Origin of the sequence: Phenylobacterium aquaticum, assembly GCF_947378715.1 — a bacterium.
GTDB classification, from domain to species: domain Bacteria; phylum Pseudomonadota; class Alphaproteobacteria; order Caulobacterales; family Caulobacteraceae; genus Phenylobacterium; species Phenylobacterium aquaticum_A.
In genome coordinates this window covers 1-20,272 of sequence record NZ_CANCLE010000015.1, presented here as the reverse complement: position 1 = coordinate 20,272, position 20,272 = coordinate 1, and the positions used below count along the sequence as shown (strand labels likewise).

Genomic DNA, 20,272 nt, shown 5'->3' with positions numbered 1-20,272 from the left:
TTCGTCGCGGGGCGGACTTTGGGCTATCAGAGGCGCAGTCACCCAGGAGTCCCCATGCGCCTCGCCGCCGCCCTGATCGCTTCGATCACCCTGACCGCCTCCGCTGCAGGCGCAGCGCCGAGCCCTGACCAGACCGTGGCGAAGATCGTCGCCAGCCCGGCCTTCAAGACAGCGGTCCAGACCCTCGCCGACCAGCACGACCGCACGGTCGCCGACATCATCACCCTGACCGAAATCCCGGCCCCGCCCTTCAAGGAGGCCGAGCGCGGCAAGGCCCTGTTGGCCATGTGGAAGGCCGCTGGCCTGACCGATGTGCAGATGGACCCGGAGGGCAATGTCACCGGCGTTCGCCCCGGGACCCGCACCAAGGGCAAGGGCCCCTTCGTGGTGCTGGCCGCTCACCAGGATACGGTGTTTCCAGAAGGCACGGATGTGAAGGTCCGTCGCGAGGGGACCAGGCTGATGGCGCCTGGCATCGGCGACGACACCCGCTCCCTCGCCGTCGTCCTGGCCTATATGCGCGCCCTCGACGCCGCCAGGATCCGCACCAAGTCCGACGTGCTGTTCGTAGCCAATGTCGGCGAGGAAGGTCCCGGCGACCTACGCGGCGTCCGCTACCTGTTCAACAAGGGCGTCTATAAGGGCCGGATCAGCGCCTTCTTCTCGATGGACAGCTATGACCCGGCGGGGATCACCGACCAGGGCGTCGGCTCCAAGCGCTATCACGTGGTCTTCCGGGGCCCCGGCGGCCACAGCTACGGCAGCTTCGGCATCGTCAATCCCATGGCCGCGATGGCCCGGTCCGTGGTCGACCTCTACGCCATCGATGCGCCCAAGACCCCCAAGACCACCTATTCGGCCAGCGTCACCGGCGGCGGCACCTCGGTGAACTCGATCCCCAACGAGGTGTTCATGGACTTCGACATGCGCTCCGAGAGCGCGGAGCAACTGGCCAAGCTGGACGGCAAGCTGTTGGCCATCCTCGACGCGGCGGTGGCCGGCGAGAACGCGGCCCGGTCCACCCGCTTCGGCAAGGTCAGCTATGAGGCCAAGCTGATCGGCGAGCGGCCCGCCGGCCGCACCGATCCCAACACCGACATCGTCCGCCTGACCCAGGCGGCCGTGGCCGCCGCCGGCTTCACGCCGACGCATGAGGCGTCCTCGACCGATTCCAATGTGCCGATGAGCCTGGGGATTCCCGCCGTCACCATCGGCTCCGGCGGCACGGGCGGCCGCGCCCACGCCCTGGACGAATGGATCGACGTGGAGAAGGCCGCCAGCGTCAAGGGCATGCAGGTTGGCCTCGCCGCCCTGCTGGCCACGGCCGGCGTCGACTAGTCCTTGCGGCGCGGCGGGCCCTTGAAGGGCTTGCCGCCGCCCTTGCCGGGACCGGGCGGACCCTTGCGCGGGCCGTGCGACGACGGCGGGCTGGAGCGTTCCGGACGGTCGCCGCGATCCGGACGGGCGTCGTTGGACGGCTTCTTCTTGTTGAAGGGCTTCTTGACGAAGGGCGCAGCCCCGCCGGAGGACGAGCGCGGCCCGGGCGGGGCCGAGGGCTCGATGCGGATGTCCTCGCCTTCGGTCGCCTTGATCGCCTGGGCGAACTTGGCTTCCGCGCCCTTGGAGATCTCGAACTTGGTTTCGTTGTCGAAGATGCGGATCGCGCCGATGTCCGGCTTGGTCACATGGCCCAGACGGCAGATCAGCGGGATCAGCCACTTGGGATCGGCGTTGTTCTTGCGACCCACCGTGACCCGGAACCAGACCACGTCGTCCGGCGACAGACGGTCAGGCTTGCCGAACTCGCGCTCGCCGCGGTCGCCGCGATCGGGACGCTCGCCACGCTCGGCGCGGTCCGGGCTCCAGCGGTCGCTCTTCGCGGAACTGCCGCGGTCGCGCGGATCCTCAAAGAGATCCTCCGGCGACGGCAGGCGGGCGCGGTAGAGCCGGATCAGGGCGGCGGCCACATGCTCGGGGCTCTTGGTCTCCAGCACCTTGGCGGCCAGCGCCAGATCTTCCTCGGCCGGCGCCTCAGCCAGGACCGGGTCTTCCAACAGGCGAACCTGATCCTTGGCCCGGATCGCGTCGGCGGTCGGCGCGGCGCCCCACTCGGCGTCGATATTGCCCGACGACAGCAGCATCTCGGCCTTGCGACGGCGGGTATAGGGCACGATCAGCACCGAGATGCCCTTGCGTCCGGCCCGGCCCGTCCGGCCGGAGCGGTGCAGCAGTCCGGCCTTGTTCACCGGCAGATCGGCATGGATCACCAGGCCAAGGTCGGGCAGGTCGAGGCCACGGGCGGCCACGTCGGTGGCGACGCAGACCCGGGCATGGCCGTCGCGCAGCGCCTGCAGGGCGTCTGAACGCTCCCGCTGGCCCAGTTCGCCGGACAGGCCGACGACCGAGAAGCCACGCTCGCGCAGGGCCGAATGCATGTGCCGCACGCCCTCGCGGGTGTTGCAGAACACCAGGGCGCCGGGGGCCTCGAAGAAGCGCAGTACGTTGACGACCGCGTGCTCGATCTCGTTCGGGGCCACGCGCATGGCGCGGTATTCGATGTCGCCATGCGGTTCGTTGCGCTGAATGGTGTCGATGCGCAGGGCGTCGCGCTGATAGCGGCGAGCAAGCGCGGCGATTTCCTTGGCGATGGTCGCCGAGAACAGCAGGGTCCGACGGCCTTCGGGCGCGGAATCCAGGATCTCCTCGAGATCTTCGCGGAAGCCCATGTCGAGCATCTCGTCGGCTTCATCAAGCACGACGACGCGCAGAGCCTTGGGATTCAGATTGCCCCGCTCGAGGTGATCCTTCAGACGGCCGGGGGTGCCGACCACGATGTGGCAACCGGAGGCCAGGGCCCGCTGCTCGCGACGCGGATCCATGCCGCCGACGCAGGACACCACCACGGCGCCGGCGTCCTTATAGAGCCAGGTCAGTTCGGCGTTCACCTGCAGGGCCAGTTCGCGGGTCGGCGCGATCACCAGGGCGAGCGGCGCCCCGGGATTGGTCAGGCGTTCAGCGCTCTCAAGCAGGGTCGGGCCGAAGGCCAGGCCGAAGGCGACGGTCTTGCCGGAGCCGGTCTGGGCGGAGACCAGCAGATCGCGGCCGGCGGCCTCAGGGGCCAGCACCGCAGCCTGAACCGGGGTCGGCTCGGCGTAACCCTGTGCGGCGAGCGCGCGCTCCAGGGCGGCATGGGTGGCAGGAAATGGCATGGGATGTCCTTCGTCCCGCGACACACACAGAAACAGCGCGGGGGCGCCTAATGGGCCCATGTGTCGCCAGGAGCAAGACCTAATGTCTCAGACGGCCCTGCGGCCGAGCGACGCCTAGGCCTTGTGGCGGACGCCATCCTCGCTGCGGATCATCCCGGCGACCGCGCGCCGCAACAGATCCCAGTGGGGGGAATAGGCGTCCATGACGACCCCGGTGATTCGCTCCGGCGTGATCCGGACCATCTTGCGCTCGCCGACCGAGCGTTCTGGCTTGGCGATAGCTTCGTCTTGCATTTCAGTTTTCACGACGTTCTCCGGAAGTGTTCCCGGATGAATCAGCCTTAAAGTCGGCCACCCACCTCGGGCATAACGTTCGACCAGACCAGCAAGTCGTAGTTTATCCAGATTTCACGCTCGCGAATATTTCGCAATAACACGTATCTCCAAAATGAGTACACCCATTTTGGGGCAGGTTATCAGGCCGCCTTTTGCAGCTCCTGTTTCACACGCTCCGCCAGGGTTTTGATATCGATCGGCTTGGGCAGGAACGAGATATTGGCTTCGCCCTCCAGCAGGTTGGAGAACTCGGCTTCGGCATAGCCGGAGATGAACATCACGGGCGCGCCGCCCAGATAGACCCGGGCGGCCTTGAGCAGGTCGGGGCCCTGCATGCCCGGCATGACCACATCGGAGATCATCAGGTCGATGGAGCCGGCATGCTCTTCGGCCAGTTCCAGGGCCTCTTCGCCGGAGGCCGCCTCGATCACCTCATAGCCCCGGGCGCGCAGCAGCTTGGCGGCGACGCCGCGCACGGCGTCCTCGTCTTCCACGAAGAGGATGCGGCCGGCGCCAGAGAGATCGCGGGCCTGCGGACGGACCGGCTTGACCGGCGCCGGAACCGGCGCGGCGCCGATGGCGGGCACGTGGACCGGCAAGAAGATGCGGAAGGCCGCGCCGTCGCCGGGCTTGGACGCCACAGCAATCCAGCCGTCCGACTGCTTGACGATGCCATAGACGGTGGCCAGGCCCAGGCCCGTGCCCTCGCCCACCGGCTTGGTGGTGAAGAAGGGGTCGAAAATCTTGTCCATGACCTCGGGCGCGATGCCGGGGCCGTCGTCGGACACCTCGATCAGCGCCTGCTCGCCCACGGCGGTGGGATAGCCCAGGGCGTGAGCCTCGGCCTCGCTGACGCGGGCGGTGCGGATCTTCACCCGCGACCCGCCGAAGGAACGCGCCGCGTCCCGGGCGTTGACCGCCAGGTTCATGACCGCCGTCTCCAGTTGCCCCCGGTCGGCGCGCACATGCGGCAGGTTGCGGCCGTACTCGGTCTCCAGCGTCACGTCCTCATGCAGGACGCGGCGCAGCAGCACCTCGAACTCGCTGATCAGCTCGCCCAGGTCGAGGATTTCGCGCTGCACGGTCTGTTTGCGGGAGAAGGCCAGCAGCTTGCGGACCAGGTCAGCGGCGCGGGTCGAGGTCTGGCGGATCTCGTTCAGCCCCTCATAGGAGGGGTCGCCCACCGGGTGGCGGCTGGCCAGCACGTCCAGCTGCATGAAGATGGCGGTGAGCAGATTGTTGAAGTCGTGGGCCACGCCGCCGGCCAGCTGGCCGATGGCCTGCATCTTCTGGCTCTGGGCCAGCTGCAGCTCGATCTGCTTCTGCTCGGAGACGTCGACCAGATAGGCGACCCAGCGGCCGTCGCTCTTGGACAGATAGAGGTGGGCGATCTTGGTCGGATCGCGGGCCAGGCGCACTTCCAGCGCCGCGCCATTGGTGGTGCCCTCGTCCAACTTGGTCTTGGCGTCGGCGCGCGAGGCCGGCTCGATCAGCTCGCCGAACATCGAGCCCGGCCCGCCGAAGCCCGGCATGGCGGCAAGCGTCGGATTGGCTTCGAGGATCTTGGACTCGAAAGGGTCCTCGCCTTCGAGCAGGGCCGCGCCGAACGGCGAGGCGGCGGCGAAGGCGTCCAGCACCTTGGGCGGCGGCGGCTTGGCGCTCGTGAAGGCGCTCAGAACTTCAGCAGCGGCGCGCGGCAGGGCCAGCTGGTCGGCGGGCGGACCAGACAGCCGCACCAGATAGCGACGCTCGCCCAGGGCGGCGACCGTGGCCTGATGCTCCGCGCCCTGGGCGCGGATCGAGGCCTGGCCGAAGCCGTCGCGGCGGGCGGTGGTCAGGGCGGAGAACAGGCTCGAGGCTGAGGCCCCGGTCTTGGGCAGGCGGGTCGCCGCGCCAAGGATCTCGCGCCAGCCGGCGTTGGCGGCCTGAATGCGGCCGTCGGCGGCGGCGATGGCCGCCGGCTCCGACAGGGCGTCGATCAGGGTGTCGGCGCCGGGCTCATGGTCCGCATGGGGCTCCGTCGAGGAACGCAGCACGAACAGCCCCAGGCAGGCGACGCCCGCCAGGCCGATCAGCAGCAGCAGTCCGGCCAGGGTCGCGGGGCCGGCATTGAGCGCCGGCGCGCCGGCGAACATCACAGCCATGATGAAAAACACCACCGCAGCCGCGGTCAGCGGATCAAAACGACGCTTCCCTGTGTCTCGGGCGTCGGTGCGGTGTTGAAGCTCGGCCATGGGGTATCCCAGCCGTGGGTCTTGGGAGGAGGCCGGAGCCTCGTTCGAATCACTCATCAGCATAGACTCGGAAGGGTTTTTCGCCGAGCGGCGACGCACCCGCCAGGATTGTGATTTTCCTGGCGCGAAAAGGGGTTGCTGCGGGGCTCATGCGGCGTCCGCCGTGAGGCCCGCGCCGTTCATGATGAAGCCGATGATCTTGGCCACCGCCTCATAGTGTTTCGGCGGGATGAACTCATCGACCTCGACCGCGGCGTAGAGCGAGCGCGCCAGCGGCGGGTCCTCGATCACCGGCACCCCGGCCTCCTCGGCCACGGCGCGAATCTTCAGCGCCAGCGAGTCCAGGCCCTTGGCGACGCAGATCGGCGCCCCGCCCTCCCCGGCCTCGTACTTCAGCGCCACGGCGTAGTGGGTCGGGTTCATGACCACCACGGTGGCGGTCGGCACCGCCGCCATCATCCGCCGGCGCGAGCGCTGGATGCGGATCTGCTTCTGCTTGGCTTTGACGTGGGGATCGCCCTCGGTCTGCTTGTAGTCGTCCTTGAGCTCTTCCTTGCTCATCCGGTGGCGGGCCATGAACCGCTGGCGCTGCCAGAACCAGTCAAAGCCGGCGATCACCAGCAGGAAGCCGCCGATCGAGAACACCAGCCGGCGCAGGATGTCGCAGAGGTAGGGCAGGATCGCCATCGGATCCATCGCCGCCAGACCCGGCATGTCGCGCATGTGGGGCTTCATCACCAGCCAGGCGATCCAGGCCACCAGCATGACCTTCACGATCGACTTGGCGAACTGCATCATCGAGTCGAGACCGAAGAGCCGCTTCAGGCCCGACATCGGCGACAGCTTGTCGAAGCTGGGCGCCAGCTTGCCCGGCGTCCACAGCAAGCCGGTCTGGGCGACATTGCCCACGACGCCGGCGATCACCGAGGCGGCCAGCACCGCCGCCAGCATCGGAACCGCCGCCATCAGCGCCTGATGGGCCACCTGCACCCCACCGCCGCCGCCGACCGAGAAGGCCTCGGGATGCTCAAGGAAGGGCTTCAGCGCGACCGCCATGTTGCGGCTCATCGCGCCCCCCGACACGGCGATCACCGCCGCCGCGGCCATGAACGAGGACAACTGCGGCAGGTCCGGGGTCTTGGGCACGTCGCCCTTGGCCCGGGCGTCGGCGAGTTTTCGCGCCGATGGTTCTTCTGTTTTGTCTTCGGGATCGTCCGCCAAATCAGCCCCCGAAGACGCCGAGCAGGTTGCGATACCCGTCGACCCAGACCATGCCGACCGTACCCAGGCTGAGGGCGAAGATCGACAGGCCGAACAGGACGATCAGGGGAGAGGCGACGAAGAACACCTGAAACTGCGGCATGACCCGCCCGACCAGGCCGGTGGCCACGTTGAACACCAGGGCGAACACCGCCACCGGAGCCGATAGCTGGACCCCCATCTTGAACGCGCCGGAGACGGTGCGAACCGCCAGCTCACCCGCGTCGGCCACCGGCACGGCGTGGCCGAAGGGGAACAGGCTGTAGGACTTCACGATCCCGGCCAGGAACAGGTGGTGCAGGTCGGTGGTCATGATCAGCACCGTGCCGATCAGGCTGAGAAAGGTGCCCAGCGTCGCGGAGTTCTGGGTGATGCCGGGCGCGGCGGTCTGGGCGAAGGACAGGGTGGTCTGGATCGAGACGATCTCGCCGGCCACGGCCAGAGCCGTCATGAACAGCCGCAGGATGGTGCCGATCATCAGGCCGATCAGGATCTCGCCGATCATCGCGCCCGCCAGTCCGCTGACCGTGCCGGGTATGACCGGCAGGACCGGCGAGACCACCGGAACCAGCATCAAGGTCAGCAGGAAGGCGAAGGCCATGCGGATGCGGGCTGGCACCACTTGATCCCCCAGCCCTGGGATCAGCATGATCAGGGCCGCGAGCCGGGCGAAGATCAGGCCGCCGGCGTAGATCTGCTGGGCTGTGGCGTAGGACTCCACGGCCCTACATGGCCGCGATGCGGGCGGCGATATGCTGCATGAAGCTGTTCATCAGGGCGCCCATCAGCGGCAGGAAAAACAGCAGGGAAATGAACACCGCCACGATCTTCGGGGCGAAGACCAGGGTGGCTTCCTGAATTTGGGTCAGGGCCTGCATCAGGCCGATGGCTACGCCCACGACCAGGCCGACGATCAGCACGGGGGCCGAAAGTTGGATGGTGAGCCAGATGGCGTCGCGACCGACGTCCAGCACCTCGGCGCCGTTCATGGAGGCCTCTCGGATAAGCGTTAACCTTACCGGCGGACCATGCCCGGACATGGTTAACGAAGCCTAACGCAGGGCCTTTTCCAGGGCGCGCGCGGCCTCCGCCGGGGTCAGCTTGTCCTGGTCGCGATCGACGCTGTAATTGGCCGACCGCATGGCCGCGACATCCACCGCTCCCACCAGCGGCCGCAGGGCCGCGATCAGCCGGCGGTCTCCGGCCCGCCTGGGAGAGATCAGGATCACCGCGTCATAGGGCGGCAGGGCGCCCTTGGGGTCGGTCAGCACCGTCAGATGGTCGGCGGCGATCCGGCCGTCCGAGGAGAAGGCTGAGATCACATCTGCCTCGCCGCCGGACAGCGCCCGGTACATGAAGGTCGGCTGGAAGGACCGCTGGGCCTTGAAGTGGAAACCGTAGGCCGTGTCGACCGCCTTCCATTCCGGCCGGGACAGGAACTCCAGATCCGAGCCCAGGGTCAGGCTGGGCGCGGCCCGGGCGAGGTCGGCGAGGCTGGTGACGCCCAGGGCCTGGGCCCGGTCGGTCCGCATCGCGAAGGCATAGGCGTTCTCGAAGCCGAGCGAGCCCAGGACGATCACGCCATCGCGACGCTTCAGCTCCGTGGTCAGGCCGGCCAGCACCGCCGCGCGGCCCGGATTGTCCTGCCGGTTCAGCACATTGGCCCAGAGCGTCCCGGAATAGTCGACATAGACATCGAGTTCGCCAGCCGCCAAAGCCCGATAGGCCACCGCCGAACCCAGGTCCTCCTTGCGGGAGACCTTGGCGCCCGTTCGCTCCAGGCGATCGGCCATCAGTTCGGCCAGGATATATTGCTCGGAAAAGTTCTTGGCCCCGACGACGTAGCTGGCTTTGGCGTCAACATGGACGACCGGGATCACCGCGACCACGCAAGCCACGACCAGGGCCGCTGCGCCACCCCAGATCAGCCGACCATCCCGGCGAGAAAATCCTGATTCCACAAGGCCCAAGAGCTGATCGACGACCAGGGCCAGGACCGCCGAGGCGGCGCAGCCGAACAGCACCGACACCCAGTTCTCGGTCTGCAGTCCGGCGAAGATGTAGTTGCCCAGACTGGTCTGACCGACCGGGGTCGACAGGGTCGCGGCGCCGATGGTCCAGACGGCGGCGGTGCGCACCCCGGCCATGATCACCGGCATGGCCAGCGGAAGCTCGACCTGGAACAGCCGCTGCGCAGGCGTCATGCCGACCCCGTCGGCGGCCTCGCGCACGGCCGGGTCGACGCCGAGGATTCCCGCCGTCGCGGTCCGCAGCATGGGCAGCATGGAATAGAGGGTGAGCGCCAGCAGCGAGGGCAGGAAGCCCAGCGCCGAAAATCCATGGCCGGACAAAGACTTGACCAGGGCCGAGAGCCCCAGCAGCAGCGGATAGAACAGGGCCAGCAGAGCCAGGCTGGGAATGGTCTGGATCAGGCCGGCAAAGGCCAGGACGGGCCAACGCAGCCGGGGGCTGCGGCTGGCGGCGACGGCGAGCGGCAGGCTGATCGCCACCCCGAGCACCAGCGCGCTGGCGCTGAGCAGCACGTGCCATCCAAGATAGTCGGGCAACAGCGCCCAGGCGGCGGCGATGGCCGGGCTCATGCGCCAAGCCCCAGGCGTTCGGCCAGCCGGACGGCCTGGCGGCGCGGGGCGTCCATCAGGGCGCGGACCTTGGGATCGGCGGACGCCGCCAGGATCTGGGGCGGACCGTCGGCCAGGATCACGCCGTCGTCGATCACCAGGATGCGGTCAGCCAGCAGCACGGCCTCGGCCATGTCATGGGTGACCATCACCGTGGTCAGGCCGAGCCGTTCATGCAGGGCGCGGACATCGGTCCCAAGCGCGTCGCGGGTGATCGGGTCGAGGGCGCCGAACGGCTCGTCCATCAGCATGACCGCCGGCTCGGCGGCCAGGGCGCGGGCCACCCCCACCCTCTGGCGTTGACCGCCCGAGAGGGCGGCGGGGGCGCGGCCCGCGACCTCGCGCGGCAGGGCGATGAGGTCCAGGAGCGCGTCCACCCGGGCCGCGATCCGCGCCGGATCCCAGCCCAGCAGCTTGGGCGTGATGGCGATGTTCTCAGCCACGGTCAGGTGCGGGAAGAGGCCCACCTCCTGAAACACATAGCCGATGCGGCGGCGCAGGATGTGGGGGGCGACCCCCGCCGCGTCCTCACCATCGATCCGCACCTGACCGGCGTCGAGGACGGCCAGGCCATTGATGGCCTTGAGCAGGGTGGTCTTGCCGGACCCCGAGGCCCCGACCAGGGCCACGAAGGTCCCGGCCGCGATCGACAGGGTCACGCCGCCTAGCGCGACGTGACCGCCATAGGTCTTGCGGACCTCAAGGAGTTCGATCTTGGCGGCGCCCATGAGGAAATTGCTAGCACGGGTTTTGCGGACGCGCGCGGCCTTAGAGTTCGGTCGGGTCGTCGTCGTTGGCGGGTTCTTCGTCGGCCTCGTCGGCTTCCAGCTCGGCGGAAGCGGCGGCGGCGGCGGCCTGAACCTTGGCCTTGCGGGACTTCGGCGCAGCGGCCTTGGGGGCAGGCTTGGCGGCGGCGCGCTGGGCGAGTTCGGCGTCGATCAGCGGCAGGAGGGCGACGGCCTGCTCCTGCTGGCGGGCCACAGCCGAGGCGGTCAGCCGCTGGGCGTTCTGGCGCAGATTGGCGAGCTCAGAATCGTCCATTCCCGGGATCATGTCGGCTATGGCCATGAGACTTCTTTCTGGCAGGTGCGCGGCTTCTGGCCGCGCGGAACAGGACCGGCGCATGACGCGCCAGTCCTGTGGTAACGCGCAGCCGGTCAGACCGACTTCAGATTGACCGCATTTTCCTTGCCCGAGCGCGAGTCGCGCTCCAGGTCGAAGCCGACCTGCTGGCCTTCATTGAGGGCGTTCAGATCCGAACGCTCCAGAGCGGAGATATGGACGAACACGTCCTTGCCGCCATCATCGGGCTGGATGAAGCCAAAGCCCTTGGTGGGGTTGAACCATTTCACTGTTCCGGTCGCCATGACAGCCTCCGTGTCGCGTGGGGCCGTCGGAAGATTCCGGCGGGCCATCGAGTCTGGAAGGGTCGGCGTCCAAGATTCGCCACGCGGGGGGACGGCCTTTAGAGCGTTGCGCAGCAGATATCGACGAAGGCGTCATAGGTCTATTCCGCAACCGCCGCCAGAAATCTGTCGAAGGCGCGTGGATTTAAATTCCGCCAGGTCAGATCGCGGCGCGGGCAGACATCACCAGGCTCGCCAAGGCTGCGAGCGGCTTCGACCGTGAAATTCGGATTTTCCAAGCCGCACGAGACAAAATACGCGGCCCACCCCTCGAAAATACCGAAGCTGCGCCGGACCGGGGCTGTTCATCAGGGGGGAATGGGCGCAAGGTTTGCCGATGCGCGCAAACCCCATGCCCAAGACCGCCCGGCAGGCCATCATCAGCCTGCGCAAGGAAATCGAAGCCGCCCGCGCCGAGGGCGTCAATCTGGAAGCCTTCGTCGTCCGCCTGACGCCGCGCGACGATTCCGCCCTCAAGCGCGACCCGGAAATCCCGGTCACCGACATCAGCTTCGCCAATGGCGAGATGCGCTTCCTGGGCGTCCGCGTCCTGAAGGGCGCTGTCAGTTGCCTGGAGCCCAGCCCCGCCGAATAGGCCGGGTTTGGCAGACCCCGCTACGGGTCGATCAACAGATTCAAGAACGCCTTCGCATCGAGACACCGCCCGGGTTCACATCCGCGCGGCGACGCGAGGGCGTTCGTTCGAACGGCCCGGGCGGAAGCGCATATTCGAATTCCAAAGATTTAGCTGGATATCGAATGCGCGACGTGCCACCCTGGATCATCGAATATCGCTTTGGCTTCGGTTGCTCTCCACGCTTGTTCTTCGGATCGAGTCCGAGCCCACGACAATCCTCTCCGACAATTTGATCGTTCGTCTCATCTGGGTCGCACGAACCTACACCTCAAAGGGTGATCTACATGTCTACTGGCACGGTTAAGTGGTTCAACTCCACCAAGGGCTTCGGCTTCATTCAACCTGACGACGGCGGCGCGGACGTGTTCGTCCACATCTCGGCCGTCGAACGTTCGAGCCTCGGCTCGCTGAACGAAGGCCAAAAGGTCGGCTACGAGCTGGAACGCGATCAGCGCTCCGGCAAGATGTCGGCTGGCAATCTGCAAGCCGCCTAAGGCTCGCTCCCGTCGGTCCGCCGACGGAACGAACAGATCAGACGGTCGGCGTCCGCGCCGGCCGTCTTTTTCGTGCGCGCTGCGCTCGCCGACCGGATTCCAGGGCCTCTCAGTCTCGTTTACATGCGTAATATGTTGTGCCACCCTGCCGGTCCTGGGTGGAGGTCGAATTGAGCCAGTTGCTGATGGTGTTTGAGCACGCGGCGCTGCCGCAGAAGGTCGTCTTTGTCTTCCTGCTGGCGTCGCTTCTATTGGCGGTCCTGTCCGCCGCAGCGGCCCTGGGGCGCCGCTCCAACCCGAACGCCTCCCTGCCTTTCGCGTCGAAAATCTCATACGCGGCGCTGGCGGCCGGGCTGCTGGTCGGCGCCCTGGACGCCTTCCACATGATGGACACGACCCTTCGGTTGGCCGTGTCCCCAAGCGCCAAGGACCTGGCGCCCGGCGTCATGGAAATCGCGACCCTGGTCGGGCTGGGCGCCCTGTCGGGTCTGGTGGGCGCCTTGGTCCAGGCCGGGTCTATCGACAGGCCTGAAACCTCGCGGTCGAACTAGCCCCCCATCGCCAGGACCGCCAGATCTAGCGCGGGACCGCGACCTCCGGCGGTGCGGGAATCGGCGCTTCGGCCAGGGTCATGGCGCGTGCGGCGCCGGGGTCGCCGCCTCCGGCAGGGCGACTTGCGGCGTCTGCGGCGGCTCCACCCCGTTGGCGAGCCAGTCCGGACAGGCGTAGCGCAAGGATTGTGGCATATCGGGATCGGCGCACTGGGCGACCATCATGGCGTTGTAGTTCCTGGCCCGGACATAGGCCTGCTCCAGGCCAGGCAGTTGCCGGGCGCCCTCGCGGACCAGATTCCGGTCCTGACCGGAGTCCGCCCGATGATGGTTCAACAAGTCCGCGACGGCCGGGGGCGTCGCGCGACGCGACGGACCGTTCGCGCCAGGGTCGTGGCTGGCGAAGCGGTCGGCGGCGGCGAAGTCGTAACGTCCCGCCACGCTCATGGTCCCGCCGAACGTGAAGCTCGGCTTGGCCGCCAGCGTCTCCGCCGCCCAGGTCATCAGCTTGCCAGCCCCCTCGCGATAGGCGGCCTCCAGAGGCGGCGCGCAGCCCAACGCCCGGGCCTCAGCCTTGAGGGTGGAACGGGCGTCGCCAAGCTTGGCCGAGGAGAAGCCGCTGAGATAGAGCGCCAGTGCCGGGCAGCCGGTCGCGGTGATCGGGGTCAATAGGACCAGCGCCCCCGGCCAGTCCTGGGCCCGAACCTTGACGAGCGCCGGGCCGAGATCAGGCTCGGCCTGGGCCGGGAGGGCCGCCACGGCCCAGAGCGCGGCGACCAGGGCGGCGGCCCGGCGATTCATGGCTTGGCGGGAGACGGTGTCGGGGCCGGCGCGGCGTCCGGCAGGGGCACATCGGGGACGGTGGAGGCGGCCACGACGGGGTTCGCCTGGCCCTCCGTGGCGGTCACCGGCTTGGGCAGCCACATGGCGTAGCCGACCAGAACAATGCCCAGCAGCAGGAACAACAGCCCCGGCGAGGCGCTGACCAGGTCGGCCTTGGCCCCGGTCAGATTGGCGCTGAAATTGAAATCGCCCTTCACCCCTTCGCGCAACAGGTCCGCGCCGATCCGCACGACGGCGTAGCCGATGACGAAGCAGATCACCTTCAGCAGGAAGGTGTAGGTGACGGTCAGCAAGGCGACGGACAGGGCCGGTGACATGGCGAGGCGTCCTGGATGCGAACCGTCAGCGTGGCAGGTTCAACTTGGGGGCGCAATGGGGCCAAGCCTGGCGTGGGGCGTGCGGGAACACGTCGGGTCCCCGCCTGCGCGGCGATACGCAGACACAGGGGTGAGCCCCTAGTGTGCTGGATCTGAAGTTCGCCTGCGCGTGGGATCGTCGTCGGAGCGAACTTCAGATCCAAAAAACACACGAGAATCAAAGAATCTCTAGTGTGCTTATCGAGTCCAAAATTCGTTCGAGCTCGCCTTAAGCGCAGGCGAATTTTGGAATCGGGACACTAGATCGGCATCCGCATGATTTCCTGGTAGGCGCTGATCACCTGGTCGCGGACGGCCATGACGGTTTCCAGGCTGGTCTCGGCGGCCGAGATGGCGGTGGCGACGTCGATCAGTTCGGCCTTGCCTTGGGTCTGGCGGACCATCTGGGTCTCGGCGTTCTTCGACGCGTGCACGGCGTCGGACATGGCGTTCTTGACCATGGCCCCGAAGTCGAGGCCGCCGCCCTCGGCGCCGGCGCCCGGCGCGGTGATCCCGTGGTTCTGGGAAGCAGCATAGGCCTTGGCGGCGGCGAGCGCGGTGATCATGGCCTAGGCCCCTATTTCTTCAGGAGATCGAGGGTGCGCATGTCCATGGCGCGCGCCGTCTCGATGACGTTGAGGTTGGCCTCGTAGGCCCGCTGGGCCTCTTTCATGTCGAGGGCTTCGATCAGCGGATCGACATTGGGCATCTTCACATAGCCCTGGGCGTTGGCGGACGGATTGCCGGGCTCGTACTCGGATTTGAACTCCGAGGTGTCGGGGGCGATCTTGGAGAGACGCACGCCCTGGCCGCCATCGACCCTGGTCGGCTCGAACACCGGCACCTGCCGACGATAGGGATCGCCGCCGGCGGTCTTGGAGGTGGAATTGGCGTTGGCCAGGTTCTCGGCGATGACCCGCATCCGCGCCTGTTGGGCGCGCAGGGCGGACGAGGCGATCGCCTGGGCCTGGCTGCCCATGCTGCGGATCTCAGCCATCTAGAACGCCCTTCTCAACGGCCCGGCGCCTTGGCCGCGGTGCGCAGCAGGTTCAGGGACTTCTGGTAGAAGCTGACGGCGGCGTCGTAGTTCATGCGCGCATCGGTCATCTTCATCATCTCCTCCTCCAGCACGACGGAATTGCCGTCGAGCGTGGTTTCGGAATCGGCGGACTTGGTCAGCTTGACCCCGGAGCCGGCGGCGGAGCGGTTGCGTTGCGAAGCGGGCAGCATATGGCCTGGCTGGGTCATGGCCATGACACCGGCCTGCATGGTTCCCGACTGGGCCTGGGCGCGCAGCTGGGCCTCGAAGCTGAAGGGCTTCAGGTCGCTGGGCGTGTAGCCGGGGGTGTCGGAATTGGCGACGTTCTGGGCGATGACCTTCTGTCGCTCGGAGAGATATCCGAGGCGGCCCCGCAGCATCGCGAACAGCGGAATGTCGGTGATATCCATGAACGAACATGGTGAAGAAATAGGGTTAATCGCTCCTTAAGACCCTTGGGGCACACGGGAGACGGCCAGGATTTCCGGCCGGGAGCCTTCCGTACCCCGCGATGCATTTCGCTGATTTCGCCCGCGCGGTCTTCGCGCTCGCCGTGACCATGGGCCTGATCGGCCTGGCCGCCGTCGCCCTGCGCCGTTGGGGGCCGGAGACCATCGCCCGCCTGTCCGGCCCGCGCCGCGAACGCCGCCTGGCGGTGCTCGAGACCCTGGTGCTGGATCCTGCGCGCCGGCTGGTGCTGGTCGCCTGCGACGGGGAGGAGCGGCTGCTGCTGCTGGGCGAGGGCCAGGTGCTGCCGCCGCCTGCGCGACCCGCCGCCGCCAAACCCCGCGCCGTGAAACCGAAGGACGCTTCCTGATGCGCAAGCTGATCACCGCCCTGGGGCTGGCGAACCTGAGGGCCGAGGACTGGCGCAAGGCGCTGGGCTATTCCCTGGTGGCGACCTTCGCCGGCCTGTTGATCCCCGGCCATGCGCTCGCCCAGGCCGTGAACATCAATCTGGGCACCGGCGCCGGCCTGACCGAGCGGGTGGTCCAGCTGATGGGCCTGCTCACCGTGCTGTCCCTGGCGCCCTCGATCGTGATCATGACCACCTCCTTCGTGCGGATCGTGGTGGTCCTGTCCCTGTTGCGCACGGCGCTGGGCCTGCAGCAGAGCCCGCCCAATTCGGTGATCATCAGCCTGGCGCTGTTCCTCACCGCCATCGTCATGGGCCCGACCCTGCAGCACTCCTATGACGAGGGGATCAAGCCGCTGCTGGACCAGCAGATCGAGCTGCCCCAGGCGTTCGACGCGGCCGGCGGCCCCTTGAAGACCTTCATGCTGGCCCAGGTGGACCGCGAGGACCTGTCCCTGTTCGTGCGGCTGTCGAAGATCGAACGGCCCAAGGCGATGACCGACATCCCGCTTAGGGTGGTGACCCCGGCCTTCATGATCTCGGAGCTGAAGCGGTCGTTCGAGATCGGCTTCCTGCTGTTCATTCCCTTCCTGGTCATCGACCTCGTGGTGGCTAGCGTGCTGATGAGCATGGGCATGATGATGCTGCCGCCGGTGGTGGTGTCCCTGCCCTTCAAGCTGATCTTCTTCGTACTGGTCGACGGCTGGCGACTGGTGGCCGGGAGTCTGGTGGAGAGCTTCCACCACGGCGCCGGGGGGTAGCGAGCCCGCCAGGCCTGGGCGCCTACCCCTTCGCCGCCTTGCGGGCGGGGGCGGCCTGGGCGGTCTTGGCGGGAACCGGGATTGGCGCGGGCGCAGGCGCGGCGGCGACCTGGCGGGTCGGCGGGCCGAGCGGCGCGGGCCGTTCCTTGAAGCGGGCCTTCATCTTGCCGACCCAGCCGGCGAAGCTCTCATTGTCGGCGGTCACCCGGCCGAAGTCGGCGACGCTGAGCTGGCCGTTGGAGATGCCCGACAGCGCCACCTGCAGCGCGTCGGGATTGTGCGCCTGGGCGATGAAGCCCTGATAGCGGGAATAGAGCCTCGTGAGCGAGGCGTCGTCGCCGGCCAGGCTGTAGGCCACTCCGGCGCGTAGCAGCTTGCCCTCCTCGTCGCTGGCCAGGGCCGTCGGCGACTTGAAGCGATCGCCGAGCGACTTCTCGAACATGGCGCCGGCGGTGGGCCAGTCCTTGCGCTTCCAGGCGATCTCGGTGCGCAGGTCCTGGCCGTCCTTGGACGTATCCCGCTCGATGGTCTCCTCGGCGGCGTCGAGCCGGCCCAGCCCCATCAGGGCGCGGGCCTCGATCAGCCGGCGCTCGCCATTGAGAGCGGCCGGCAGGATGGTGGTGCGGGAATCATTGATCGCCTGCAGCGCCTGCTCGGGCTTGCGGTTCATCAGATAGATCACCGCCAGGTCGGTGGCGACCTGGGCCTGGGGCACGCCGTCCAGGCGATTGTCGACCTGGTATTTCAGCAGGGTCGCGGCCTGGTCCAGCAGGTCGACATCGACCAGCCGGCGGACCAGCTTGCGGACCATCAGGTCGCCGTCGGCGCCCAGCGGGGTCAGGTCCTGGAAGTCGTAGAACAGGGCGAGCGCCTGGACCGGCTCCAGGCCGTCGGCGGCGCCGTCGAGGAACAGGGCCCGGAAGGCGTTGTTGAGGTCGGCCTGGATCTGGATCAGCTCCGGCGCGTCCGACCGGCCCTGGGGCGCGGAGCGGAAAGCCTCCAGGGCTTCGCGGTAACGACCCTGGCTGAGATAGAGCTGGCCGAGAGCGCGGATGGTCTCGAGCTCGGTGGCGTCGCCGCGCCAGCGATAGCGCAGGCCGGCGAAGACATTGGCCGCGTCGGTCGGGGAGATCTGGCCGAGCTGCAGCTGGATCTGGGTGGCGCGCAGGGTGGCGGGCGCGGTCAGGGCCTCGGTCGGCGCCCGCATGATCGCCTTATAGACGCCAAGCGCGCGCTGGGGCTGGCCCTGGGCCTCGATGACCTTGGCCTCGACCAGGCGGGTTGCGAGCTCCTCCAGGGGCTCCGGACGATCCTCGAGCGCCAGGCGGATGGAGCGGTTGGCGCCGTCGATGTCGCCGAGCGCCAGGGCGGCCTGGGCGTCGGCGCGGGCGAAGCGGGTCTTCCAGGTGGAGTTGAACAGGCCGAAGGCCTCGCTGCCCGCCAGGAATTGGCTGCGCGCCTCGGGCCATTCGGCCAGCTGGGCGGCGGTATAGGCACGCCACAGGGAGATGGAGGGATCGTCCGACAGGGCCGGCGCCGCAAAGTCGGCCTGGGCCTCCTTGTAGCGCCGGGCCATGACCCGGGCCATCCCGCGCAGGCCGCGGAATTCCGGGTTGTCCAGCATGTCGGGATTGGCGCGGGCGGTGTCGTTGAGGAAGCCTATGGCCTCGAAGGACAGCTGCGAACCGACCAGGAAGCGGGCGAAGGCCATGCGCTGGGCGACCGGCGCGTCCTTGCCCTTGAGCGCCTCGTCCGAGGCGGCCTGGAGCAGGGCGTTGTAGCGGGCGAGGAAGCCGCCCTCCCCGGTCTTGGGCCAGTTCACGTCGTCGATCAGGCCCGGCATGCTTGCCGGCTGGGGCGCCCCGAGCTGGGCCTCGACCCGCTGGACCTGGGCCGAGACCGGCGACAGGGCCAGACCCTGAGGCCGCCCGATATGGACGAGGTCGCCGTCGCGCTGGACGTTCAGGTCCTCGACATAGGCCTCCATGGCCAGGCCCTGGGCGGAGGGCAGCACGGCCATCTGGACGTATTCGCGGCGCATCTGCACGCCCTTGGACGGGCCCAAGGCGGTGACGACGGACAGGGTGTCGCCGACCACCGGATCGACCACACGGACCGAGCGGGTGGTGCCGGCGACCTCGGCCTTCAGAGCGGCGGGGCCGCCGACGTCGTCGCGGCCGATGCGGATCGGGGCGGCCTGGCCCTGGGGGCCATTGCCGAGCGCTATGGTCCAGGTTCCGCCCTGGGACGAGGCGAAGATCGGGGTGCCGACCGGCGAGGCGATGCGGATCGCCGAATAGTCCTCGCCCTTGATCGCCTGGATCGTGGAGAACTGCTTCAGACCGCGCGGGGCGTGGGCGACGTCGATGATGGCGGCGGCGTCGAACACCACCCAGACCGCCGCGCCGCGCCGGAACACGGCCGCGCCATTGGGATTGGCCCAGGGGAAGGTCAGCATGACCTGGCCGTTGGACATGGCCGCGCCCATGTGGACCACGCCACCGGCCGGGACCGGATTGGGGCGCTCGGGCTCGGGCTCGATCGGCGGCGGGGCGACCACGGCGTCGGCGGGCGCCGCGGCCGGGTCATTGGCGGCCAGGGCCGTGGGCGGCGGATCGACCCGCTGGAACAGATTGACGTAGGTTGCGCCGTCGGCCGAGCCCATCTTGACGTCGGCGTCGTCGGTCAGGGTCAGGATCAGCTCAAGCCGGCCGCCGTCGTGGCGGGCCTCGGCGCCCTTCAGCCAGTGCGGCGGGCTGTACTTCAGCCGGGCGATGTCGGGATTGGCGTCGCGGTTGAACTTGAGGCTGACGGTCTGGCCGTCGCGGCGGGTGACGGCCTGGGCGCCGCCGGCCCAGTGCAGCTCTAGCCGGGTGAAGTCCTTGGCCTCGCCCACATGCACGTCGAGCGCGCCGCGCGGCGCCGTCTGGGCCACAGGCGCGGCGAGGCCCGCCGGCGCGGCCACACCGGCGATGCAGAGCGCCGCGACGCTGGAGTGGAGGGCCCGACGCAGGCTCATGCCTAGGCCTTGGGCTTGCCGCCTGGCGCGGCGGCGGGCGCGGCGGCCTGCTTGCCGGCCACGGGTGGGGTTTTCGTGGCGGCTGCGGCGGCGTCAGCCTTGGCCGTGGCGCCGGTGGCCAGGCCCTGGGCCTTGGCGAAGCGATCGGCCAGGGCCTCGGTGAGGGTCTTGGCGTCGTTGGGCGACATCTGGGCCAGGACGGCGGACAGCGCCCGCTCCTTCATCTTGGCGGCGATCGGCAGGCGGACAGAGTCGGCCAGCACCACCAGGCGGGGGGCGGCGTCCTTGGGCTTCATGCCCTCGAACACCTTGACCATGCGATCGACCTCGGCCTGCTTCTGGCTGTCGGCCTGGCCCATCAGGCCCTGGATGTCGGACTTCAGACCGGTCAGGGCCTGGACCTTGGCGTCGAGCTTGGCCTCGGCGGCGGCCATCAGGGCCAGCTGGGTGTCGAGGTCGTTCTCGCGCTGATCGAGCTGGCCGCGACGGGCGCCCAGGTTCTGCAGCATTTGCAATTCGGCCGGCGAGAGACCGGCCTCCTTGGCCAGTTCGGCGGCGGTGGGGGCGCAGGCCGCAACCGGTGGCGCGGCGGCGACGGCGCCGCCCGGCGGCAGGGCCGAAGCGTCCTTGGC

The 20,272-nt window shown here is 68.4% G+C and carries 23 protein-coding genes; 6 read left to right on the top strand and 17 right to left on the bottom strand.

Annotation, left to right across the window (positions count from 1 at the left end):
• Positions 1 to 54: 54 nt before the first annotated feature.
• A complete protein-coding gene (locus tag Q7P21_RS03875) occupies positions 55 to 1,338 on the top strand; it encodes a M20/M25/M40 family metallo-hydrolase (protein ID WP_304175830.1) in 1,284 nt (427 codons plus the stop codon).
• Here the strand turns inward: Q7P21_RS03875 and Q7P21_RS03870 are convergent.
• The 10 genes from Q7P21_RS03870 to Q7P21_RS03825 all read right to left on the bottom strand — a co-directional run bounded on the left by Q7P21_RS03870 (position 1,335) and on the right by Q7P21_RS03825 (position 11,045).
• Positions 1,335 to 3,209 carry a DEAD/DEAH box helicase gene (locus Q7P21_RS03870; protein WP_304168957.1) on the bottom strand — a complete coding sequence of 625 codons (1,875 nt, stop codon included), beginning with the start codon at positions 3,207 to 3,209 and terminating at the stop codon, positions 1,335 to 1,337. The two genes, Q7P21_RS03875 and Q7P21_RS03870, sit on opposite strands and share 4 nt — an antisense overlap.
• A gap of 114 nt (positions 3,210 to 3,323) precedes the next feature.
• Positions 3,324 to 3,503, bottom strand: coding sequence for a hypothetical protein (locus tag Q7P21_RS03865; protein ID WP_304168959.1), 180 nt, complete (start codon positions 3,501 to 3,503; stop codon positions 3,324 to 3,326).
• A 182-nt stretch (positions 3,504 to 3,685) separates the two neighbouring features.
• Positions 3,686 to 5,779: a cell cycle histidine kinase CckA gene (gene cckA / locus Q7P21_RS03860; RefSeq protein WP_304168961.1), complete on the bottom strand. Its 2,094-nt coding sequence runs from the start codon at positions 5,777 to 5,779 to the stop codon at positions 3,686 to 3,688.
• A gap of 147 nt (positions 5,780 to 5,926) precedes the next feature.
• The gene (flhB, locus tag Q7P21_RS03855; protein WP_304175828.1) at positions 5,927 to 7,000 is read right to left on the bottom strand and encodes a flagellar biosynthesis protein FlhB; all 1,074 of its coding nucleotides are present in this window, start codon (positions 6,998 to 7,000) and stop codon (positions 5,927 to 5,929) included.
• Position 7,001: 1 nt separating this feature from the next.
• Positions 7,002 to 7,760 (bottom strand): flagellar biosynthetic protein FliR, encoded by a 759-nt coding sequence (fliR, locus tag Q7P21_RS03850; RefSeq protein ID WP_304168965.1) that lies wholly within the window; start codon positions 7,758 to 7,760, stop codon positions 7,002 to 7,004.
• Positions 7,761 to 7,764: 4 nt separating this feature from the next.
• Complete coding sequence (gene fliQ / locus Q7P21_RS03845) at positions 7,765 to 8,028, bottom strand: flagellar biosynthesis protein FliQ (protein WP_242563343.1); 264 nt, start codon at positions 8,026 to 8,028, stop codon at positions 7,765 to 7,767.
• 63 nt (positions 8,029 to 8,091) lie between these two features.
• The gene (locus tag Q7P21_RS03840; protein ID WP_304168968.1) at positions 8,092 to 9,639 is read right to left on the bottom strand and encodes a glycine betaine ABC transporter substrate-binding protein; all 1,548 of its coding nucleotides are present in this window, start codon (positions 9,637 to 9,639) and stop codon (positions 8,092 to 8,094) included.
• On the bottom strand, positions 9,636 to 10,406 hold the full coding sequence (locus Q7P21_RS03835; protein ID WP_304168462.1) for an ABC transporter ATP-binding protein: 771 nt from the start codon (positions 10,404 to 10,406) through the stop codon (positions 9,636 to 9,638). The genes Q7P21_RS03840 and Q7P21_RS03835 overlap by 4 nt, the downstream gene beginning before the upstream one ends.
• Before the next feature lie 40 nt (positions 10,407 to 10,446).
• Complete coding sequence (locus tag Q7P21_RS03830) at positions 10,447 to 10,719, bottom strand: hypothetical protein (RefSeq protein WP_304168466.1); 273 nt, start codon at positions 10,717 to 10,719, stop codon at positions 10,447 to 10,449.
• A 116-nt stretch (positions 10,720 to 10,835) separates the two neighbouring features.
• Complete coding sequence (locus Q7P21_RS03825; RefSeq protein ID WP_304168469.1) at positions 10,836 to 11,045, bottom strand: cold-shock protein; 210 nt, start codon at positions 11,043 to 11,045, stop codon at positions 10,836 to 10,838.
• Positions 11,046 to 11,436: 391 nt separating this feature from the next.
• On the opposite strand from Q7P21_RS03825, the gene Q7P21_RS03820 reads away from it, so the two are divergent.
• The 3 genes from Q7P21_RS03820 to Q7P21_RS03810 all read left to right on the top strand — a co-directional run bounded on the left by Q7P21_RS03820 (position 11,437) and on the right by Q7P21_RS03810 (position 12,766).
• Positions 11,437 to 11,679, top strand: coding sequence for a hypothetical protein (locus tag Q7P21_RS03820; protein ID WP_304168471.1), 243 nt, complete (start codon positions 11,437 to 11,439; stop codon positions 11,677 to 11,679).
• Positions 11,680 to 12,005: 326 nt separating this feature from the next.
• The gene (locus Q7P21_RS03815) at positions 12,006 to 12,215 is read left to right on the top strand and encodes a cold-shock protein (protein ID WP_304168475.1); all 210 of its coding nucleotides are present in this window, start codon (positions 12,006 to 12,008) and stop codon (positions 12,213 to 12,215) included.
• Positions 12,216 to 12,385: 170 nt separating this feature from the next.
• Positions 12,386 to 12,766 carry a hypothetical protein gene (locus tag Q7P21_RS03810; protein WP_304168477.1) on the top strand — a complete coding sequence of 127 codons (381 nt, stop codon included), beginning with the start codon at positions 12,386 to 12,388 and terminating at the stop codon, positions 12,764 to 12,766.
• Between the two features lie 78 nt (positions 12,767 to 12,844).
• Here Q7P21_RS03810 and Q7P21_RS03805 read toward each other — a convergent pair whose 3' ends face one another.
• From Q7P21_RS03805 to flgB, 5 genes are all read right to left on the bottom strand, one after another.
• Positions 12,845 to 13,567, bottom strand: a complete 723-nt coding sequence (locus Q7P21_RS03805; RefSeq protein ID WP_304168480.1) for a hypothetical protein — start codon at positions 13,565 to 13,567, stop codon at positions 12,845 to 12,847.
• Positions 13,564 to 13,926, bottom strand: coding sequence for a hypothetical protein (locus Q7P21_RS03800; protein ID WP_304168483.1), 363 nt, complete (start codon positions 13,924 to 13,926; stop codon positions 13,564 to 13,566). Before Q7P21_RS03800 ends, Q7P21_RS03805 begins: the two co-directional genes overlap by 4 nt.
• A gap of 299 nt (positions 13,927 to 14,225) precedes the next feature.
• Positions 14,226 to 14,531, bottom strand: coding sequence for a flagellar hook-basal body complex protein FliE (locus Q7P21_RS03795; protein WP_304168486.1), 306 nt, complete (start codon positions 14,529 to 14,531; stop codon positions 14,226 to 14,228).
• 11 nt (positions 14,532 to 14,542) lie between these two features.
• Complete coding sequence (gene flgC / locus Q7P21_RS03790) at positions 14,543 to 14,962, bottom strand: flagellar basal body rod protein FlgC (protein ID WP_304175826.1); 420 nt, start codon at positions 14,960 to 14,962, stop codon at positions 14,543 to 14,545.
• Between the two features lie 14 nt (positions 14,963 to 14,976).
• Entirely contained in the window at positions 14,977 to 15,414 is a 438-nt protein-coding gene (gene flgB, locus Q7P21_RS03785; RefSeq protein ID WP_304168493.1) for a flagellar basal body rod protein FlgB, read from the bottom strand.
• 101 nt (positions 15,415 to 15,515) lie between these two features.
• On the opposite strand from flgB, the gene Q7P21_RS03780 reads away from it, so the two are divergent.
• Together Q7P21_RS03780 and fliP are read left to right on the top strand one after the other, a co-directional pair.
• A complete protein-coding gene (locus tag Q7P21_RS03780; RefSeq protein ID WP_304168495.1) occupies positions 15,516 to 15,821 on the top strand; it encodes a flagellar biosynthetic protein FliO in 306 nt (101 codons plus the stop codon).
• A complete protein-coding gene (gene fliP, locus Q7P21_RS03775; RefSeq protein WP_304168498.1) occupies positions 15,821 to 16,621 on the top strand; it encodes a flagellar type III secretion system pore protein FliP in 801 nt (266 codons plus the stop codon). Before Q7P21_RS03780 ends, fliP begins: the two co-directional genes overlap by 1 nt.
• Positions 16,622 to 16,643: 22 nt before the next feature.
• Here the strand turns inward: fliP and Q7P21_RS03770 are convergent, their stop codons facing one another.
• Both Q7P21_RS03770 and Q7P21_RS03765 read right to left on the bottom strand, forming a co-directional pair.
• Positions 16,644 to 19,640: a tetratricopeptide repeat protein gene (locus Q7P21_RS03770; RefSeq protein ID WP_304168501.1), complete on the bottom strand. Its 2,997-nt coding sequence runs from the start codon at positions 19,638 to 19,640 to the stop codon at positions 16,644 to 16,646.
• A 2-nt stretch (positions 19,641 to 19,642) separates the two neighbouring features.
• A partial coding sequence (locus Q7P21_RS03765) for a MotE family protein (protein WP_304175824.1) occupies positions 19,643 to 20,272 on the bottom strand: 630 nt, incomplete at its 5' end.

Excerpts from the sequence above, each read along its gene's own strand:
- Q7P21_RS03780 (WP_304168495.1), top strand. The coding sequence starts at position 15,516 with ATGCATTTCGCTGATTTCGCCCGCGCGGTCTTCGCGCTCGCCGTGACC.
- Q7P21_RS03815 (WP_304168475.1), top strand. The coding sequence starts at position 12,006 with ATGTCTACTGGCACGGTTAAGTGGTTCAACTCCACCAAGGGCTTCGGC.
- Q7P21_RS03865 (WP_304168959.1), bottom strand. The coding sequence starts at position 3,503 with ATGCAAGACGAAGCTATCGCCAAGCCAGAACGCTCGGTCGGCGAGCGC.
- cckA (WP_304168961.1), bottom strand. The coding sequence starts at position 5,779 with ATGGCCGAGCTTCAACACCGCACCGACGCCCGAGACACAGGGAAGCGT.
- Q7P21_RS03795 (WP_304168486.1), bottom strand. The coding sequence starts at position 14,531 with ATGATCACCGCGCTCGCCGCCGCCAAGGCCTATGCTGCTTCCCAGAAC.
- Q7P21_RS03840 (WP_304168968.1), bottom strand. The coding sequence starts at position 9,639 with ATGAGCCCGGCCATCGCCGCCGCCTGGGCGCTGTTGCCCGACTATCTT.
- flgC (WP_304175826.1), bottom strand. The coding sequence starts at position 14,962 with ATGGCTGAGATCCGCAGCATGGGCAGCCAGGCCCAGGCGATCGCCTCG.
- Q7P21_RS03875 (WP_304175830.1), top strand. The coding sequence starts at position 55 with ATGCGCCTCGCCGCCGCCCTGATCGCTTCGATCACCCTGACCGCCTCC.
- fliP (WP_304168498.1), top strand. The coding sequence starts at position 15,821 with ATGCGCAAGCTGATCACCGCCCTGGGGCTGGCGAACCTGAGGGCCGAG.
- flgB (WP_304168493.1), bottom strand. The coding sequence starts at position 15,414 with ATGGATATCACCGACATTCCGCTGTTCGCGATGCTGCGGGGCCGCCTC.
- Q7P21_RS03825 (WP_304168469.1), bottom strand. The coding sequence starts at position 11,045 with ATGGCGACCGGAACAGTGAAATGGTTCAACCCCACCAAGGGCTTTGGC.
- Q7P21_RS03820 (WP_304168471.1), top strand. The coding sequence starts at position 11,437 with ATGCCCAAGACCGCCCGGCAGGCCATCATCAGCCTGCGCAAGGAAATC.
- Q7P21_RS03835 (WP_304168462.1), bottom strand. The coding sequence starts at position 10,406 with ATGGGCGCCGCCAAGATCGAACTCCTTGAGGTCCGCAAGACCTATGGC.
- Q7P21_RS03805 (WP_304168480.1), bottom strand. The coding sequence starts at position 13,567 with ATGAATCGCCGGGCCGCCGCCCTGGTCGCCGCGCTCTGGGCCGTGGCG.
- Q7P21_RS03870 (WP_304168957.1), bottom strand. The coding sequence starts at position 3,209 with ATGCCATTTCCTGCCACCCATGCCGCCCTGGAGCGCGCGCTCGCCGCA.
- Q7P21_RS03800 (WP_304168483.1), bottom strand. The coding sequence starts at position 13,926 with ATGTCACCGGCCCTGTCCGTCGCCTTGCTGACCGTCACCTACACCTTC.
- Q7P21_RS03830 (WP_304168466.1), bottom strand. The coding sequence starts at position 10,719 with ATGGACGATTCTGAGCTCGCCAATCTGCGCCAGAACGCCCAGCGGCTG.
- fliQ (WP_242563343.1), bottom strand. The coding sequence starts at position 8,028 with ATGAACGGCGCCGAGGTGCTGGACGTCGGTCGCGACGCCATCTGGCTC.
- Q7P21_RS03770 (WP_304168501.1), bottom strand. The coding sequence starts at position 19,640 with ATGAGCCTGCGTCGGGCCCTCCACTCCAGCGTCGCGGCGCTCTGCATC.